General features: G+C 65.2%; 19 protein-coding genes and 1 other RNA gene. 6 read left to right on the top strand and 14 right to left on the bottom strand.

The window, feature by feature from the left end:
• Positions 1-90: 90 nt before the first annotated feature.
• The 9 genes from gcvH to C6A77_RS21730 all read right to left on the bottom strand — a co-directional run bounded on the left by gcvH (position 91) and on the right by C6A77_RS21730 (position 9,540).
• Positions 91-474: a glycine cleavage system protein GcvH gene (gene gcvH / locus C6A77_RS21770; RefSeq protein WP_114171322.1), complete on the bottom strand. Its 384-nt coding sequence runs from the start codon at positions 472-474 to the stop codon at positions 91-93.
• Positions 475-525: 51 nt separating this feature from the next.
• The gene (gene gcvT / locus C6A77_RS21765) at positions 526-1,608 is read right to left on the bottom strand and encodes a glycine cleavage system aminomethyltransferase GcvT (RefSeq protein ID WP_114171321.1); all 1,083 of its coding nucleotides are present in this window, start codon (positions 1,606-1,608) and stop codon (positions 526-528) included.
• Positions 1,609-1,733: 125 nt separating this feature from the next.
• Positions 1,734-3,356: an iron ABC transporter permease gene (locus C6A77_RS21760; protein ID WP_114171320.1), complete on the bottom strand. Its 1,623-nt coding sequence runs from the start codon at positions 3,354-3,356 to the stop codon at positions 1,734-1,736.
• Between the two features lie 161 nt (positions 3,357-3,517).
• Complete coding sequence (locus C6A77_RS21755; protein WP_114171319.1) at positions 3,518-4,519, bottom strand: extracellular solute-binding protein; 1,002 nt, start codon at positions 4,517-4,519, stop codon at positions 3,518-3,520.
• Between the two features lie 205 nt (positions 4,520-4,724).
• The gene (locus tag C6A77_RS21750) at positions 4,725-5,942 is read right to left on the bottom strand and encodes a 2-octaprenyl-3-methyl-6-methoxy-1,4-benzoquinol hydroxylase (RefSeq protein WP_164497675.1); all 1,218 of its coding nucleotides are present in this window, start codon (positions 5,940-5,942) and stop codon (positions 4,725-4,727) included.
• Between the two features lie 9 nt (positions 5,943-5,951).
• On the bottom strand, positions 5,952-6,437 hold the full coding sequence (locus C6A77_RS21745) for a DUF4442 domain-containing protein (protein ID WP_114171317.1): 486 nt from the start codon (positions 6,435-6,437) through the stop codon (positions 5,952-5,954).
• The gene (ubiH, locus tag C6A77_RS21740) at positions 6,434-7,633 is read right to left on the bottom strand and encodes a 2-octaprenyl-6-methoxyphenyl hydroxylase (RefSeq protein WP_114171316.1); all 1,200 of its coding nucleotides are present in this window, start codon (positions 7,631-7,633) and stop codon (positions 6,434-6,436) included. The genes C6A77_RS21745 and ubiH overlap by 4 nt, the downstream gene beginning before the upstream one ends.
• Complete coding sequence (gene pepP, locus C6A77_RS21735) at positions 7,630-8,964, bottom strand: Xaa-Pro aminopeptidase (protein WP_114171315.1); 1,335 nt, start codon at positions 8,962-8,964, stop codon at positions 7,630-7,632. The genes ubiH and pepP overlap by 4 nt, the downstream gene beginning before the upstream one ends.
• A gap of 21 nt (positions 8,965-8,985) precedes the next feature.
• Entirely contained in the window at positions 8,986-9,540 is a 555-nt protein-coding gene (locus tag C6A77_RS21730) for a YecA family protein (RefSeq protein ID WP_114171314.1), read from the bottom strand.
• Positions 9,541-9,721: 181 nt separating this feature from the next.
• On the opposite strand from C6A77_RS21730, the gene C6A77_RS21725 reads away from it, so the two are divergent.
• The 4 genes from C6A77_RS21725 to C6A77_RS21710 all read left to right on the top strand — a co-directional run bounded on the left by C6A77_RS21725 (position 9,722) and on the right by C6A77_RS21710 (position 11,107).
• The gene (locus C6A77_RS21725) at positions 9,722-9,904 is read left to right on the top strand and encodes a TIGR02449 family protein (RefSeq protein WP_029886233.1); all 183 of its coding nucleotides are present in this window, start codon (positions 9,722-9,724) and stop codon (positions 9,902-9,904) included.
• Positions 9,901-10,221: a cell division protein ZapA gene (locus tag C6A77_RS21720; RefSeq protein WP_114171313.1), complete on the top strand. Its 321-nt coding sequence runs from the start codon at positions 9,901-9,903 to the stop codon at positions 10,219-10,221. Before C6A77_RS21725 ends, C6A77_RS21720 begins: the two co-directional genes overlap by 4 nt.
• Before the next feature lie 17 nt (positions 10,222-10,238).
• Positions 10,239-10,418, top strand: a non-coding RNA gene (gene ssrS, locus C6A77_RS21715) — 6S RNA.
• A gap of 80 nt (positions 10,419-10,498) precedes the next feature.
• On the top strand, positions 10,499-11,107 hold the full coding sequence (locus C6A77_RS21710) for a 5-formyltetrahydrofolate cyclo-ligase (protein ID WP_114171312.1): 609 nt from the start codon (positions 10,499-10,501) through the stop codon (positions 11,105-11,107).
• Positions 11,108-11,125: 18 nt separating this feature from the next.
• Here the strand turns inward: C6A77_RS21710 and C6A77_RS25750 are convergent, their stop codons facing one another.
• On the bottom strand, positions 11,126-11,278 hold the full coding sequence (locus tag C6A77_RS25750; RefSeq protein ID WP_003253683.1) for a hypothetical protein: 153 nt from the start codon (positions 11,276-11,278) through the stop codon (positions 11,126-11,128).
• A gap of 178 nt (positions 11,279-11,456) precedes the next feature.
• Between C6A77_RS25750 and C6A77_RS21705 the strand changes: the two genes are divergently transcribed.
• Positions 11,457-11,906: an EVE domain-containing protein gene (locus C6A77_RS21705; RefSeq protein WP_114171311.1), complete on the top strand. Its 450-nt coding sequence runs from the start codon at positions 11,457-11,459 to the stop codon at positions 11,904-11,906.
• A 148-nt stretch (positions 11,907-12,054) separates the two neighbouring features.
• Here the strand turns inward: C6A77_RS21705 and C6A77_RS21695 are convergent, their stop codons facing one another.
• Positions 12,055-12,459, bottom strand: coding sequence for a flagellar basal body-associated protein FliL (locus C6A77_RS21695; protein WP_114171309.1), 405 nt, complete (start codon positions 12,457-12,459; stop codon positions 12,055-12,057).
• Positions 12,460-12,640: 181 nt separating this feature from the next.
• Here C6A77_RS21695 and C6A77_RS21690 point away from each other — a divergent pair, with 181 nt between their 5' ends.
• Positions 12,641-13,618: an NADPH:quinone oxidoreductase family protein gene (locus tag C6A77_RS21690; protein ID WP_114171308.1), complete on the top strand. Its 978-nt coding sequence runs from the start codon at positions 12,641-12,643 to the stop codon at positions 13,616-13,618.
• A 100-nt stretch (positions 13,619-13,718) separates the two neighbouring features.
• Here C6A77_RS21690 and C6A77_RS21680 read toward each other — a convergent pair whose 3' ends face one another.
• From C6A77_RS21680 to ubiD, 3 genes are all read right to left on the bottom strand, one after another.
• Complete coding sequence (locus C6A77_RS21680) at positions 13,719-14,369, bottom strand: gamma-glutamylcyclotransferase (protein ID WP_114171307.1); 651 nt, start codon at positions 14,367-14,369, stop codon at positions 13,719-13,721.
• Between the two features lie 246 nt (positions 14,370-14,615).
• The gene (locus C6A77_RS21675; RefSeq protein WP_114171306.1) at positions 14,616-15,584 is read right to left on the bottom strand and encodes a CDP-6-deoxy-delta-3,4-glucoseen reductase; all 969 of its coding nucleotides are present in this window, start codon (positions 15,582-15,584) and stop codon (positions 14,616-14,618) included.
• Positions 15,584-17,050: a 4-hydroxy-3-polyprenylbenzoate decarboxylase gene (gene ubiD, locus C6A77_RS21670; RefSeq protein WP_112249853.1), complete on the bottom strand. Its 1,467-nt coding sequence runs from the start codon at positions 17,048-17,050 to the stop codon at positions 15,584-15,586. The genes C6A77_RS21675 and ubiD overlap by 1 nt, the downstream gene beginning before the upstream one ends.
• Positions 17,051-17,093: the final 43 nt, after the last annotated feature.

The following is a 17,093-nucleotide window of genomic DNA, read 5'->3' as shown; positions in this document are numbered from 1 at the left end:
CCCCCCCCCCCCCCCCCCACCACATTCCCCCGCGGGTCGCGCCGCGGTGGCGCGGCCCCCCCCCCCCCCCCCCCCCCCCCCGACGCGGTATTACTCGCCGATGGCAGCCTTGTAACCGGCAGCATCCAGCAGCTTGTCCAGCTCGGCCGGGTTGCTTGGTTTCAGCTTGAAGATCCACGACTCGTAAGGCTGTTCGTTGAGCAGCTCCGGGCTGTCGGCCAGTTCGTCGTTGACCGCGACCACTTCACCTGCAACCGGGGCGTAGATGTCCGAAGCGGCCTTGACCGACTCGACCACACCGGCAGCGTCGCCAGCGCCAAATACCTTGCCGACTTCAGCCAGCTCGACGAACACCACATCACCCAAGGCTTCCTGGGCGTGGTCGCTGATACCCACGGTCACGGTGCCGTCGGCTTCCAGGCGGGCCCACTCGTGGCTCTCGGCAAAACGCAGGTCGGCGGGGATATTGCTCATGTCTTGAATTCCTCGATTGGCTCAGCGGTACGCCCGCCGGTTGAAAATGGTTCAGATCAGGATCTTGCCGTGGCGCACGAAGGTCGGTTTGACCACCCGCACCGGGTACCACTTGCCGCGTATTTCCACTTCGGCCCGGTCGCCGGTGGCCATGGGCACGCGTGCAAGGGCAATGGACTTGCTCAGCGTAGGCGAGAAACTACCACTGGTGATCTCCCCTTCGCCAATCCCGGCCACACGCACCACCTGATGGGCACGCAGCACGCCGCGCTCTTCCAGCACCAGGCCGACCAGTTTTTCCTGCACACCTTGCTCGATTTCCGCCAGCAGGCCGCTACGGCCGATGAACTCGCGCTCGGCCGGCTCCCAGGCGATGCTCCAGCCCAGGTTGGAAGTCAGCGGGGTATGGTTTTCGTCGATGTCCTGGCCGTACAGGTTCATGCCGGCTTCCAGGCGCAGGGTATCGCGGGCGCCAAGGCCGCTGGGGGCAATGCCGGCGCCGACCAGGTCGTTGAAGAACGCCACGGCCTGATCGCCCGGGAGCATGATCTCCAGGCCGTCTTCGCCGGTATAACCGGTGCGGGCAATGAACCAGTCGCCTTCGGCAACCCCTTCGAACGGGCGCAGTTCGCGGATCAGTGCAGCACGCGCGGGGCTGAGCAGGGCCGCAACCTTTTCCCGCGCATGCGGGCCCTGGATGGCCAGGATGGCCAGGTCAGGGCGGGCCTGGAAGCCCACGGCGAAGCCGTCACGCTGCTGCTGCAGCCAATCGAGGACTTTGCCCCGGGTAGCGGCGTTGGTGACCAGCCGGTAGCCGTGCTCCGTGCGGTAGACGATCAGGTCGTCGATCACCCTGCCCTGCGCTTGCAGCAGCGGGCTGTACAGTGCCTTGCCGGTATCGTCGAGGCGGGCCACATCGTTGGCCAGCAGCCGCTGCAACCAGGCAGTGGCGTCGCTGCCATCGACGTCGATCACGGTCATGTGGGATACGTCGAACACACCACAGTCGCTGCGCACCTGATGGTGCTCCTCGACCTGCGAGCCATAGTGCAGGGGCATGTCCCAGCCACCGAAATCGACCGTCTTGGCGCCAAGCGCCAGGTGCAGGTCATACAAAAGCGTGCGCTGTCCCATGGGTTTCTCCTTCCGGGCGTGGCGAAGCGGCGGCGGTCGATGACGTTGGCTCGTCAGCTGTTCTTGTGCAGGGCCCGCCGCGCGAATGCCGCGCATTGTAGCCGCAAGGGCGCAGGCTGGCACCCTCAGTGACTGTGACCCGGTCGACGCGCCGAACGGCGGATCAGGCCGATGACCGGCAGCAGGCCCACCAGCACCAGGGTCAGCGCCGGCAGCGAGGCACGTGCCCACTCACCTTCGCTGGTCATCTCGAATACCCGCACCGCCAGGGTGTCCCAGCCGAACGGGCGCATCAGCAAGGTGGCCGGCATTTCCTTGAGCACATCGACGAACACCAGCAAGGCAGCACTGAGGGCGCCAGGCAGCAGCAGCGGCAGATACACCTTGAAAAACAATCCCGCACCACCGACACCCAGGCTACGGGATGCCTCGGGCAGTGACGGGCGGATCCGCTCCAGGCTGCTCTCCAGCGGCCCGTAGGCCACCGCGATGAAGCGCACCAGGTAGGCCAGCAGCAAAGCGGCAAGGCTGCCCAGCAACAGCGGCTTGCCGGCACCGCCCAGCCAGCTGGACAGCGGGATGACCAGCTGATTATCTAGGTAGCTGAACGCCAGCATGATCGACACCGCCAGCACCGAACCGGGCAACGCATAGCCCAGGTTGGCCAGGCCGACCCCGGCGCGGATACCCGCCGTCGGCACCTGGCGCCGGGCAAAGGCCAGCAGCAGGGCCACGCACACCGTGACCAGCGCCGCCATGCCGCCGAGGTAGAGGGTATGCAGCACCAGGCCGACATAGCGCTCGTCCAGGTCATGCCGGCCACGCTGCCAGAACCACGCCAGCAGTTGCAGCAGCGGGATGACGAAGGCGCAGGCGAACACCAGCAGGCACCAGCCACTGGCCAGCAGCGCCTTGCCGCCGCGCAGGTGGTACAGCGCCTGCCCGCGCGGGCGCTCGTTGGCGCTGCGGCTGGCACCGCGGGCACGACGCTCGCCGTACAGCACCAGCATGACCGCCAGTAGCAGCAGGCTGGCCAGCTGGGCGGCGCTGGACAGGCTGAAGAAGCCGTACCAGGTCTTGTAGATGGCGGTGGTGAAGGTGTCGAAATTGAACACCGCCACCGCGCCGAAGTCGGCCAGGGTTTCCATCAGCGCCAGGGCGATACCGGCGCCGATTGCCGGGCGCGCCATGGGTAAGGCCACGCGCCAGAAGGCTTGCAGCGGCGACAGCCCGAGCACCCGCGCCGCTTCCATCAGGCCCTTGCCCTGGGCCAGGAATGCGCTGCGCGCCAACAGGTAGACATACGGGTAGAACACCAGCACCAGCACGACGATCACACCGCCGGTAGAGCGCACGCGCGGCAGGCGCATGGGCCCGAACGCCTCGCGCAGGGCGCTTTGCACCGGCCCGGCGAAGTCCAGCAGGCCAACGAAGACGAATGCCAGCACATAGGCGGGGATGGCGAACGGCAGCATCAGCGCCCAGTCCAGCCAGCGCCGGCCGGGGAACTCGCAGAGGCTGGTGAGCCAGGCCAGGCTGACGCCCAGCACGGTGACGCCGATGCCCACACCCACGACCAGCGTCAGGGTATTGCCCAGCAGGCGAGTCATCTGGGTGTCGAGCAGGTGCGACCAGATCTGCTGGTCGATGGTTTGCCAGGACAGCAGCAGAACGCTCAGGGGCAGCAGCACAAGGGCGGCGATCAGGGCGACCGGGAGGTACCAGCGGCGTTGGGGGGTGTGGGGCAAGGCTGAAGTCTCGAGTGCGATGGCGACCGCTGCGCGGTCGTTCGCGGGTGAACCCGCTCCCACAGGGTTCGGCGCCGCCCTTGGGGGCAGTGATATTCCTGTGGGAGCGGGTTCACCCGCGAAGAGGCCCTTGCAGGCCCTGGAAGGATAAAGCCTGGCGCTTAGTTCCAGCCAGCCCGATCCATCAAGCGAATGGCTTCAGCCTGGCGCTTGCCGGCAATCTCCACTGGAATGCTGTCGGCCTTGAAGCTGCCCCACGCCGCCACTTCGTCCGATGGCTTGACCTTCGGGTTGGCCGGGAACTCCTGGTTGATGTCGGCAAACAGCTTTTGCGCCTCTTCACCGGTCATCCATTCCACCAGCTTCTTCGCCGCTTCCGGGTGCGGCGCATGCTTGGTCAGGCCGATGCCCGACAGGTTCACGTGTACGCCACGGTCACCCTGGTTGGGCCAGAAGATCTTCACTGGCAGTTGCGGGTTCTGCTTGTGCATGCGGCCGTAGTAGTAGGTGTTGACCACGCCCACGTCGCACTGGCCGGCCTCGATCGCCTGGATGACCGCGTTGTCGTCGGAGAACACATCGGTGGACAGGTTGTTGACCCAGCCTTTGACGATCTGATCGGTCTTCGCTTCACCGTGGGTCTCGATCAGGGTCGCTGTCAGCGACTGGTTGTACACCTTCTTCGCCGTGCGCAGGCACAAACGGCCTTCCCACTGCTTGTCGGCCAGGGCCTCGTAGGTGCTCAGCTCCTCGGGTTTGACCCGTTCGGTGGAGTAGATGATGGTACGGGCGCGCAGGCTCAGGCCAGTCCACTCATGGGACGAGGCGCGGTACTGCGGCGGAATGTTCTGGTCGATGAGGTCGGACTTGATCGGCTGCAGGATACCCATCTGCTCGGCCTGCCACAGGTTGCCGGCATCCACGGTCAGCAGCAGGTCGGCCACGCCATTGTCGCCCTCGGCCTTGATGCGCTGCATCAACGGGGCTTCCTTGTCGGTGATGAACTTGATCTTGACCCCGGTGCTGGCGGTATAGGCATCGAACACCGGCTTGATCAGCTCGTCGATGCGCGAGGAGTACACCACTACTTCATCCGCTGCCTGGGCGGTGCCGCCGAGCAGGGTCAGGGCCAGGGCGGCCAGTAGGGGCTTGCGTGGCAACATGGAAAGCACTCCTGGGATCGTATGAGAGGCGCAAATGGTAGTGAATCCCATTTTCCGGCTCACCTGCCGAGCCGTTACTGGATGTTGCAAGGGGGCTGCTGCGCAGCCCATCGCCGGCAAGCCAGCTTCCCACAGGGATCTCACAGCGCCGTACATGTGGGAGCTGGCTTGCCGGCGAAAGGGCCGCAAAGCGGCACCGACAATCTCAGGCTTTGGCCAGATCCGGCAGGTCCCCGCTCAAACCCAACGCCTGGCGCACGAACAGCGCCTTGGCCTCGGGCATCTGCTCCACCAGCTTCAACCCGCTGTTGCGCAACCAGCGCAACGGCAACGGGTTGGCCTGGAACAACCGCTCGAAGCCTTCCATCGCCGCCATCAGCGCCAGGTTGTGCGGCATGCGCCGGCGCTCGTAACGGCTCAGCACCTTCACATCCGCCAAGCGCTCGCCACGCTCGCTGGCACTGACCAACACTTCGGCCAGCACCGCCGCATCGAGAAAGCCCAGGTTCACCCCCTGCCCGGCCAGCGGGTGAATGGTGTGCGCAGCATCGCCGATCAACGCCAGGCCCTCATCCACGTAGCGCTTGGCGTGGCGCTGGCGCAGCGGCACGCACAACCGCGGGTCGGCCTGCAACACCGCACCCAGGCGGCCTTCGAAGGCCCGCTCCAGAGCTTGCAGGAACGCAGCCTCGTCCAGTGCCATCAACTGCTCGGCATGCTCCGGCGTGGTGGACCAGACGATCGAGCACCAGTCCTGCTGGCCATCGCGGGACAGCGGCAGAAACGCCAACGGCCCTTCGTCGGTGAAACGCTGCCAGGCCGTGGCCTGGTGCCCGGCGCTGCAGCGCACGCTGGTAACGATGGCGTGGTGCAGGTAATCCCACTCGCGGGTTTCGCAACCGGTCAGGCGCCGCACCGCCGAGTTGGCGCCGTCCGCCGCGATCACCAGCGGTGCGCGCAAAGTGCGGCCGTCGGCCAGGCTCAGCAGCCACTCGTCGCCGGAGCGGCGCAGCTGTTCGAGCCGCGCATTGGGCAGCAGGCCGATGTCGCTGTCGTGCAGGCGCTCCAGCAGCCCGTCCTGCACCACCCGGTTCTCGACGATATGGCCAAGCACCTGGGCATGCACGCTGGCCGCCGAGAAGTGAATCTGGCCGGTGCCGCTGCCATCCCAGACGTGCATGTCCGAGTACGGCGTGGCGCGCCGCCGGGCAATGCCATCCCAGGCGCCAAGGCGCTCGAGGATGCGCTGGCTGGCCGCCGACAGCGCGCTGACACGCGGCTCGAACGGGGCCTGGGCGTCGAACGGCTTGACCGCCAGCGGGCCACCGTCGAGCAGGAGAATTTGCAAGCCACTGTGGCGTAACGCCAGGGCCAGGGCGCTGCCGACCATACCGGCACCGACAATCAACAGATCTGCGCGCATTTCCATGCCTTACGCCAGCCTCGCTTGCGGCTTGAGCCGCACATATAGGGTTTTATCGACCCGCGCCACCAGTTCGCCGGCGCCGTCGCGGATATCGACCTGCAAACGCGGCAGGCATTTCTTTCCGGTGGCGGTCTGCTGGCGGATGTCGTCCAGCAGCGCATCATCGACGTGGAACTCGGCATACACCGGGCCTTTGCCCGGGGTAATGAAATCGATGCTGGCGGCCTTGTCCCAGACGATGTAGTCACGCCCCAGTTGCTCGATCAGCAACAGCATGTAGAACGGGTCGACCATCGAATACAGGCTGCCGCCGAACTGGGTACCGACATAGTTGCGGTTCCAACGGGTCAGCTTCATCGCCACCTTGACGCTGCGCAGGTCCGGGCTGATGTGCTGCACGCGGATGCCAGCCCCCAGGTACGGCGGATACAGGTTCAACCGCCAGCGCAACAGGCGTGCCCGGCGCGCCAGCCGGCGCGCGTCGTCGCTCATGCCTGCCCCCGCGGATCGGGGCGGGTGCCCAGGCCCATGGCCTGCCTGGCGAACCAGCTTTTCGCCGGTGGCAACAGGTCCAGCCCGAGCAGCCCAAGGTTGCGCCCGGCGGCCAGCAGCGGCTGGCTGCTGCCGAACAGGCGGGTGACCTGGTCGGAAAAACCGATGGTCATGGCCTGGTCCAGGCGCTGGCGCTGCTGGTAGGCCAGAAGCGTGCTCAGGTCACCCGGCTGCTGCGGGCCGGCCAGCAGCGCCTCGGCCAGCGCCTGCACGTCACGCAGCGACAGGTTGAAACCCTGGCCAGCAATCGGGTGCAGGCTGTGCGCGGCATTGCCCAGCACCACCAGATGCGGCCGCACCTGCTCCTCGGCCTCGATCAGCGACAGCGGGTAGAGGTGCCGCGCGCCGACCTGGCGCAAGGCGCCCAGGCGGTAGCCGAACACACCCTGCAGCTCGCGCAGGAAATTGCGCTCGTCGATGTCGGCCAGGCGCCGCGCGTCCATGCCCTGGCGGGTCCAGACCAGCGCGCAGCGGTTGTCCGGCAGCGGCAACAGCGCCATCGGGCCTTCCTCGGTAAAACGCTCGAAGGCCTGGCCGCCATGGGCTTCGCCCGGGGTGATATTGGCGATCAACGCACTCTGCTGGTAAGGCGTGTGGCGAACGTGAATGCCCAGTTGTTCGCGCAGGCTGGAGCGGCCACCGTCGGCCAGTACCGCCAGGTCGCATTCCAGCTGGGTGTCATCGTTCAACAGCAGGCGATAGCCGCCTTCGACCGCCTGCATCGCGGTCACTTCCGCCGGGCAGCGCCAGCTCACCACTTCGCGGTCCAGGCCCTGCCACAGGCACTGGCCCAGCCAGGCGTTTTCCACCACATAGCCAAGCGCTGGCACGCCCTCTTCCTGGGCATCCAGGCGGGTAGAACCGAAGCGCCCACGGTCGGACACATGAATTTGCCGGATCGGCTCGGCGCGGCGCTCGATGGCCTGCCACAGGCCCAGTTGCTGGTAGATTTGCCGGGTACCGAACGACAGCGCCGACGAACGCGCGTCGTAGCTGGGCTGGAAGCTGTCGCCGGGGGCGAACGGCTCGATCAGCAGGATTTTCCAGCCCCGCGCCTTGGCCCCGGCCTGCAGGGCCAGGGCCAGGCTGGCACCGACCAGGCCGCCACCGATGATCGCCAGGTTCACCCGGTTCATGCCGCGTCCTGGCGCGCGGCCTGCATCAGCGCCTCGATCTCGGCGACCGTGCGCGGCACGCCCGAGGTGAGGATTTCACAGCCTTGCCTGGTCACTATCACGTCGTCCTCGATCCTTACCCCAATGCCGCGCCACTTTTTGGCCACGGCCTGATTGTCGGCGCCTATGTAGATACCCGGTTCGACGGTCAGCGCCATGCCGGGCTCAAGCACCCGCCACTCGCCGCCCACCTTGTATTCGCCGACATCGTGCACATCCATCCCCAGCCAGTGCCCCGCGCGGTGCATGTAGAAGGCCCGATAGGCCTCACTGTCGATCAGCGCCTGCACCTCGCCTGTCAGCAGGCCCAGTTCCACCAGGCCCTTGGTAATCACCCGCACGGTGGCCTCGTGAGCATGGTTCCAGTGCTTGCCGGGGGCTATCTCGGCAAAAGCTGCCGCCTGGGCCTTGAGCACCAACTCGTAGATGGCCTTCTGCTCGGGCGAAAACCGCCCGCTGACCGGGAAGGTCCGGGTGATATCGCTGGCGTAGCAGTCGATCTCGCAGCCGGCGTCAATCAGCACCAGGTCGCCATCCTTGAGCGGGGCGTCGTTCTGCTGATAGTGCAAAATGCAGCCATTGCGCCCGGCGGCGACGATCGAGCCGTAGGCCGGCATCTTCGCCCCGCCCTTGCGGAATTCGTAGTCCAGCTCGGCTTCCAGGCTGTATTCGTGCAGCCCCGGCCGGCAGGCCTGCATGGCCCGTACATGGGCCCGCGCCGAAATTTCGGCGGCCACGCGCATCACTTTCACTTCCGCCGCCGATTTATACAGGCGCATGTCGTGCAGCAGATGATCCAGCGCAACGAACTCGTTCGGCGGCTGGGCGCCCAGGCGGGCCTTGGAACGGATCACGTTGATCCAGTCCATCAACCGGCGGTCGAACTCGGGGTTGCTGCCCATGTTGCTGTAGACCCGCTCGCGGCCTTCGATCAGCCCCGGCAGGATCTCGTCGATGTCGGTGATGGGGAAGGCATCGTCGGCGCCGAAATCGCGCACCGCGCCTTCCTGGCCGGCGCGCAGGCCGTCCCACAGCTCGCGCTCGGGGTTGCGTTCGCGGCAGAACAGCACGTATTCACCATGCTCGCGCCCGGGGATAAGGGCAATCACCGCCTCCGGCTCGGGGAAGCCGCTGAGGTACTGGAAATCGCTGTCCTGGCGGTACACATGCTCGACGTCGCGGTTGCGGATGGCAACGGCGGCGGCGGGCAGAATGGCGATGCTGTTGGGGACCATCTGCGCCATCAGCGCCTTGCGCCGACGGGCATACTCGGCCTTGGGAATGTGGCTCATGGGCAGACTACCCCCGGTTGATCAGTGCAGCGATGGCTTGGGCGCGGGGGCGGCCGGCCTGGCCAGCTCGGAGAACAGCAGCAGGGGCGCCACACGCAGGTATTCCATGACTTCCATGTAGTCGCTCTCGCCATCTTCGGACTCCTCGAGGGCTTCCTGAACCTGGGAAATGGCCACCAGGTCCTGCAGCACTTCCTTGGCCTCGTCGGACAGCTCCTTGCCACCGGCGTTCAGGCCGAAACCGGTAATGAAGCCCTGGCACCACTGGCCCAGCGCGGTGGCGCGGTCGTTCAGTGCGGCATCGTCGGAAGGCAGCAGCAGGACGATCGCCATGTCGTCGCTGGTCAGCTCGCCTTTGACCATTTCCTGCAAGCCGACCAAGGCATTGCGAACGCTGTCACCGGGTTCGGTTTCCAGCAGCTGGGCGGCATCGGCCAGCCAGCCGTCGGCGTCGAAGCCGGCACCGGCGCAGCTGCGGCCGATCAGCAGGCCGTGCAGTTCGGCCGGGGTGACAGGATGGCCATTGCTGGACAGAAGCATGGCGAAGGCGATGTAGGGCGATTGGGTATTGGGCATGGGCAGCTAGGCGCCAGACGGCGCAATGACTAGAATGGAGACCTTGTATCCTAGCACCGGCAGGCGCGCCAAGACCATCGGCACTGGCTGTCGCCGCCCGGCGGGAGGCATCATCGCCAGGTGACTCAACGACGGAGCGAATCGAGTGCAACCCACGCAAGAGAACGACCTGCAGGCACTGATGAGCCGATTCGAATTGCTGATCGAACGTGTCGAGCAACTAAAACGGCAAAATGCACTCCTAGTAGCTCAGGAAAAATCCTGGCGCGAGGAGCGCGCCCACCTCATCGAAAAGAACGAGATCGCCAAGCGCAAGGTCGAGTCGATGATTTTACGCCTCAAGGCCCTGGAGCAAGACTCATGAGTTCAAGCAATAGCGTCACCGTGCAGATCCTCGACAAGGAATATTCGATCATCTGCCCGCCGGAAGAGCGCAACAACCTGGTCAGCGCGGCGCGCTACCTGGACAGCAAGATGCGCGAAATCCGTAGCAGCGGCAAGGTGATCGGCGCCGACCGCATCGCGGTCATGGCCGCATTGAACATCACCCACGAGATGCTGCATCGCCAGGAAGACCGCAACGCAGCCCCGGCAGGCGGCACCACCCGCGAACAGGTGCGCGACCTGCTGGATCGGGTCGATCAGGCACTGTCCGACGACGCGGATACCAAAATCGGCTGAGATTGGTATACTGGCGCCACTCCCTGGGGGATGCGCCAGTCGGTTATGTCCCTGAGCCGATACGCACAACCACGGGGGTTGCACGCTGGGGCCGGTGTGCATGTCCGCCCGACGGAAAGCCTTAACGCCCCCTGCAATCTCCACCTTGAACTTTCGGGTTCAAGGGCTACACCGATAGCGGTCTTGTCGGGGAGCCTGAATTCTCTTGCCCGCCCTTTCCGGCGGGCAACTCGTTTTGGCCGAGCGCTCGGCCAGCACACCTGGGATCGCCCGTGCCATGACCGACACCGCGCCGCTCACCCGCCCCCAGTTGCGTCGCCTGCTTCGCAATGCCCGCCGCGCCCTTACCCCTGCCCAACAACGCCAGGCCACCCTGGGGCTGTACCGCCAGCTGGCGCAACACCCGCTGTTCCGCCGCGCCAGGCACATCGCGCTGTACCTGCCCAACGACGGTGAAATCGACCCTCGCCTGTTGCTGCGCGAAGCCCAGCGCCGCGGCAAACGCACCTACCTGCCGGTGCTGCATGCCTGGCCGCGCACGCGCATGGTGTTCCAGCGTTTCGAGCAAGGTGAAAAACTCAAGCCCAACCGCTTCCGCATTCCCGAACCCGTTACCGACCGCAAGCGCCAGCGGCCGATCTGGGCGCTGGACCTGATCCTGCTGCCGCTGGTCGGCTTCGACGAGGTGGGCGGTCGATTGGGGATGGGCGGCGGCTTCTATGACCGCAGCCTGGCGTATCAGGCGCGTCGGCAGACCTGGAAAAAGCCTTTGCTGCTGGGGCTGGCACATGAATGCCAGAAGGTCGAGCGGCTGGCGCAGGCCAGTTGGGACGTACCGCTGCAAGGCACGGTCTCGGACCGTGGCTGGTACCTGGCGCCGCGCTGAGCGGCGCCGGCGGGGGCATCAACGTTGTGGCTGGCTGGCGTCGACCGGCATCTGATAGGCATTGTCCAGCTTGCGCTCCCAGAACCCTTGCGCATAACCGGTAGTGACCACACCCAGGCCAAAAATGAACACCAGAATCCACAGCAGATCCGGCTTTTTACGTTGATTCATCGAAGATTGCCCCCCAAGCAAACTGTCCAGGCTCGGCGGTTTTCTGCGAACCACCGGAGCATCGTGCTTTAAACGGGGCGCATTTTCCGACAACCTGCGTCTACACGCAAACCTTGACGTCAACCGGCTGTCGGTTTCGTGCAACAGGTTATTTCAAACCTTTTCAGGAGCAGCCCCCATGGCCTACTGGCTGATGAAATCCGAGCCCGACGAGCTCTCCATCGAAGCCCTCGGCCGCCTCGGCGAAGCGCGCTGGGACGGCGTGCGCAACTATCAGGCCCGCAATTTCCTGCGCGCCATGAACGTTGGCGACGAATTTTTCTTCTACCACTCCAGCTGCCCGCAACCGGGCATCGCCGGCATTGCCAGAATCACCCGCGCCGCTTACCCGGACCCGACCGCGCTGGACCCACAAAGCCACTACTACGATGCCAAGGCCACAGCCGACAAGAACCCTTGGAGCGCGGTGGATGTAGCCCATGTGCAGACGCTGCCACGGGTGCTGGAACTGGGGTGGCTGAAACAGCAGGCCGGCCTGGCCGAACTGCCACTGGTGCAAAAGGGCAGCCGCCTGTCGGTGATGCCGGTGACACCCGAGCAATGGGCGGTGATCGTCGCGTTGCGCTGAAACGGCGCAGTTTCAAGCGCTGGCCCCACCCCTGCGGGAGCGGGCGTGCCCGCGAACACGGGCGAAGCCCGTGCCATCCACCGCGTCGCCTGCTTCGCGGGCTTGCCCGCTCCCACAGGCACCGGGGTAGCACACAGCCCGGCGCGGCTTACTGCACGATCAGGTTGTTGAACAGCAGGTCTTCGACGATCGGCTTGCCCTCTTCCGCTTCCATTACCTGCTGCACCTGTTTCAGCGCTTCCTGGCGAAGATGCTCCTTGGCCTCGACGTTGCTCATGCTGTCCACCGACTGCTGAGTGAACAGTGCCACCAGCTGGTTGCGGATCAGCGGCTCGTGGTGCTTCACCGCCTTGGCGGCTTCGTCGCCGGTCACGCGCAGGGCCACATCGGCCTTGTACACGCGCAGCCGCGGGGTGCCGTCGAGGGCATAGTTGCCGACAAAGGGCGGGCTCAGGCTGATGTAGGCGACCTTGGGCGCCCCTTCCTTGGCTTCCTCGGCCATGGCCGCAGCCGGCAGCAACAGCGCCAGCACCATCAAGATCCACGCTTTCACGAATTTGCTCCTCAATACAGTTGGCGCCAGCTTACCCAGCATGCCGCTTAAACCCAAGCGCGGGCTTGTGCCGGCACTTATGCCTGCACTTATGCCTGCACATCAGGGCGGGCCATGCTCGTTGACCGGGCAGGCGGCCCTCCTACACTTATCGGCCACTACCCGCAAAGGAATAGCCCCGATGAAAGCTGTGTTGTGCAAAACCCTGGGTCCGGCGCGCAACCTGGTGCTGGAAGAGGTGGCCAGCCCGGTGCCGAAGAAAAACGAGATCCTGCTGGACGTGCAGGCCGCCGGGGTCAACTTCCCCGACACCCTGATCATCGAAGGCAAGTACCAGTTCCAGCCACCGTTGCCGTTCTCCCCCGGCGGCGAAGCCGCGGGCGTGGTGGCCGCAATCGGGGAAAAGGCCGGCGCGTTCAAGGTCGGCGACCGGGTCATGGCGCTCACCGGCTGGGGGGCGTTCGCCGAGCAGGTGGCGGTGCCGTTCTACAACGTGCTGCCGATCCCGGCGAGCATGGACTTCACCACAGCTGCCGCCTTCGGCATGACCTACGGCACCTCGATGCACGCCTTGCGCCAGCGCGGCCGGTTGCAGGCGGGCGAGACCTTGTTGGTGCTGGGAGCATCCGGCGGGGTCGGCCTGGCGGCGGTGGAAATCGGCAAGGCCATGGGCGCAAGGGTGATCGCGGCCGCCAGCAGTGCGGAAAAACTGGCCGTGGCCAAGGCCGCCGGGGCGGATGAACTGATCGACTACAGCCAGGCCAGCCTGCGCGAGGAGATCAAGCGCCTGACGGGCGGCCAGGGTGTCGATGTGATCTACGACCCGGTGGGTGGCGAGCTGTTCGAGCAGGCGGTGCGCGGGCTGGCCTGGAATGGCCGGTTGTTGGTGGTCGGCTTTGCCAGCGGGACCATCCCGCAACTGGCGGCCAACCTGGTGTTGCTCAAGGGCGCAGCGGTGCTCGGGGTATTCTGGGGGGCGTTTGCCCAGCGCCAGCCGGAGGACAATGCGGCCAACTTCCGGCAGCTGTTTGCCTGGCACGCGGAAGGTAAGTTGAAGCCGCTGGTGTCGCAGACTTATCCACTGGCTGAGGCGGGGGCGGCCATCGAAAAGTTGGGGCAGCGGCAGGCTGTGGGTAAGTTGGTGGTGCTGGCCAGGTAAGACAGTTCTGGCTTCTTCGCGGGCATGCCCGCTCCCACAGGGATGGCGCCCGGACCTGTGGGAGCGGGCGTGCCCGCGAAGAGGCCGGCACAGAGATTGATCAAACTTCGCGCAGGTTATGGCACCGACGGAACCGCGCCTCCAGGTTGCGATCGGGCATCTGGTGGCTGCGCAGGGCCTGCAAGGTCTGCTCGACATAATCACGCGTAGTGCCATAGCGGCCTTTGGCACTGGCCAGGATCTGGCTGAGCAGGGTGTCCGGCAGGTTCCCGGCATAACACGGCAAATGCCGCTCCAGCACGAAACCCAGCGCCTGCACCTTGCTGCCATCGTCCAGCCGGCAATTGAGCCAGTGCGGCCGGTACGCCGGGTAAGGCATCTCGCGTTGCCACAAGGCCATCAGCGAGTCGTCCAGGTTGCTTTCATCCAGCCGGTAGGCAAACCCGCTGCAGGAACCACCCCGATCCAGGCCGAACACCAGGCCGGGGGTTTCCGGGGTGCCGCGATGTTCGTGCGACCACAGGTACAAGCCACGGTGATAACCATGCACGCGCGCGCGTTGGCGCTCCACCGAGTTGCACTCCGGCCGCCAGATCAACGAACCATAGGCAAACAGCCACACCGGCCCGCCCTGATGGCGAGACATGGTGGTCTTCATGGAGTTGAACAACTGTTCGCGAGTATGTTGCTGACCGAAGTCGAGTGCCGGAGGATATGCAACTTCCCAGGACATACTTTCAAGTGCCGACATAGGCTGCCGCCATTATCCCTGTGAACTACCGATATAGCGAGATTCGATTACGATACGGCCTCAGGCCTTTGTGCCAAGGGCGCTTGCAGTAACCATAGGACAGAAACACAGGAATACTCAAGCCCTGCGCCGAGGGTTTCATGCGCAGTTCCGACGACTGGGAAGTACTGTTTCGGCAACGGTGAAAGTTATTGGCCAAGGCGGTAACAATTACCGCCTTATACCCTCGCTTGCAAACTTCGGTTATTAACCGCGGGGAGCGTAGGCAAATACATCGGCGCGCATGCGGTGCGCATCCATACCGGCCTCGACCAGGGCGTCCAGGGTGGCATAGATCATGTTCGGCGAGCCGCTGGCATACACATGCACGGTGTTGAGGTCGGTGATGTCTTCGCAGACCGCCTCATGCAGCATGCCGCAACGGCCTTCCCAGCCGCACAGGTCACTGACCACCTGGTGCAGGAACAGGTTGGGCAGGCGCTGCCATTCGTCCCAGTGCTCGATCTGGTAGAAGTCCTCGGGCCGGCGCACGCCCCAATACAGGTGTACCGGGTGCTTGAAGCCCTGGGCCCGGCAATGCTCGACCAGGCTGTGCATCTGGCCCATGCCCGTGCCGGCCGCGATCAGCACCAGCGGCCCGTCGGGCAGTTCAGCCAGATGGGTGTCACCGAACGGCATTTCGATGCGCGCCAGGCGCTCACGCTGCAGTTGCGCGATCAGTTGCAGGGCGCTCGGTTCACGCGCCAGTACGTGCAGCTCCAGTTCTCGCCCGGCATGAGGGGCGGAAGCCAGCGAAAACGCCGCCTGCTTGCCACCGTCGCGCTCGATCATCAGGTACTGCCCGGCGTGGTAGCGCAGCGGCTTGCCTGCCGGCGCGCGCAACCGCACGCGCCAGACGTCGCCACCGACCTCGACGCACTCACTGACACTGCACGCCAGCTTGCGCACCGGCAGCTCGCCCAGGGCGAGCACACCATCCCAGAGCAACACACAGTCCTCCAGCGGTTCGGCAATGCAGGTAAACAACTCGCCATGGTCACGCACTACGCCGTCCTGGCGTACCCGGCCTTCGACCAACAATGCGGCGCAGACATGGCAATTGCCATTGCGGCAGCTGTTCGGGCAGTCATAGCCCAGCCGCCGCGCTCCATCGAGGATCCGTTCCCCGGGTTCGAGCGCCAGCACCGCCCCGGACGGCTGCAACGTTACCTGCATCAATCTATTCCCAACTGATCCCACAGCTCATCGATACGGCGGGTGACGGCTTCGTCCTTGACGATGACCCGTCCCCATTCGCGTGTAGTTTCGCCCGGCCACTTGTGCGTGGCATCCAGGCCCATCTTCGATCCCAGCCCCGATACCGGCGATGCGAAGTCCAGGTAATCGATCGGGGTGTTGTCGATCATCACCGTATCACGCTTGGGGTCCATGCGCGTGGTGATCGCCCAGATCACATCGTTCCAGTCGCGAGCGTTGATATCGTCGTCGGTGACAATAACGAACTTGGTGTACATGAACTGTCGCAGGAACGACCACACACCCAGCATCACGCGCTTGGCGTGGCCCGGGTACTGCTTTTTCATGGTCACCACCGCCATGCGGTACGAGCAGCCTTCCGGCGGCAGGTAGAAGTCGACGATTTCCGGGAACTGCTTTTGCAGGATCGGCACGAACACTTCGTTCAGCGCCACGCCGAGAATGGCCGGCTCATCTGGCGGGCGGCCGGTGTAGGTGCTGTGGTAGATCGGTTTTTGCCGGTGCGTGATGCGCTCGACGGTGAACACCGGGAAGCTGTCCACTTCGTTGTAGTAGCCGGTGTGGTCGCCGTAGGGGCCTTCCGGGGCCATCTCGCCCGGGTGGATCACGCCTTCGAGGATGATTTCGGCGGTGGCCGGCACCTGCAGGTTGCTGCCGCGGCACTTGACCAGCTCGGTGCGGTTGCCCCGCAGCAGGCCGGCGAAGGCGTATTCGGAGAGGGTGTCCGGCACCGGCGTCACCGCACCGAGGATGGTGGCCGGGTCAGCGCCCAGGGCCACGGCGACCGGGAACGGCTGGCCCGGGTTCTTCTCGCACCATTCGCGATAGTCCAGCGCGCCGCCACGGTGGCTGAGCCAGCGCATGATGACCTTGTTACGGCCGATCACCTGCTGGCGGTAGATGCCCAGGTTCTGGCGGTCCTTGTTCGGCCCGCGGGTGACGGTGAGGCCCCAGGTGATCAGCGGCGCCACATCGCCAGGCCAGCAGTGCTGGATCGGCAGCGCCCCGAGGTCGACATCGTCACCCTCGACCAGCACTTCCTGGCACACCGCGTCCTTGACCACTTTCGGCGCCATCGACACGACCTTCTTGAAGATCGGCAGCTTGGACCAGGCATCTTTCAGGCCTTTCGGCGGCTCGGGCTCCTTGAGGAACGCCAGCAGCTTGCCGATTTCGCGCAGTTCGTCGACCGATTCGGCGCCCATGCCCATGGCCACCCGCTCCGGGGTGCCAAACAGGTTGCCGAGTACCGGGATGTCGAAGCCGGTGGGCTTTTCGAACAGCAACGCCGGGCCTTTGGCACGCAGGGTGCGGTCGCAGACCTCGGTCATTTCCAGAACGGGAGAGATCGGAACCTGGATGCGCTTGAGCTCGCCGCGCTGTTCCAGGCCGCGGATGAAGTCGCGCAAGTCGCGATACTGCATGCAGGAGCCTCGTGTTGGCCGTATCGGTCGGGGTGCAGAGTGT

It is taken from the genome of Pseudomonas sp. AFG_SD02_1510_Pfu_092 (assembly GCF_003331055.1).
In the GTDB taxonomy this organism is placed as follows: domain Bacteria; phylum Pseudomonadota; class Gammaproteobacteria; order Pseudomonadales; family Pseudomonadaceae; genus Aquipseudomonas.
Note: the sequence above shows the minus strand (reverse complement) of the source record. Positions and strands in the feature narration are given on the sequence as shown.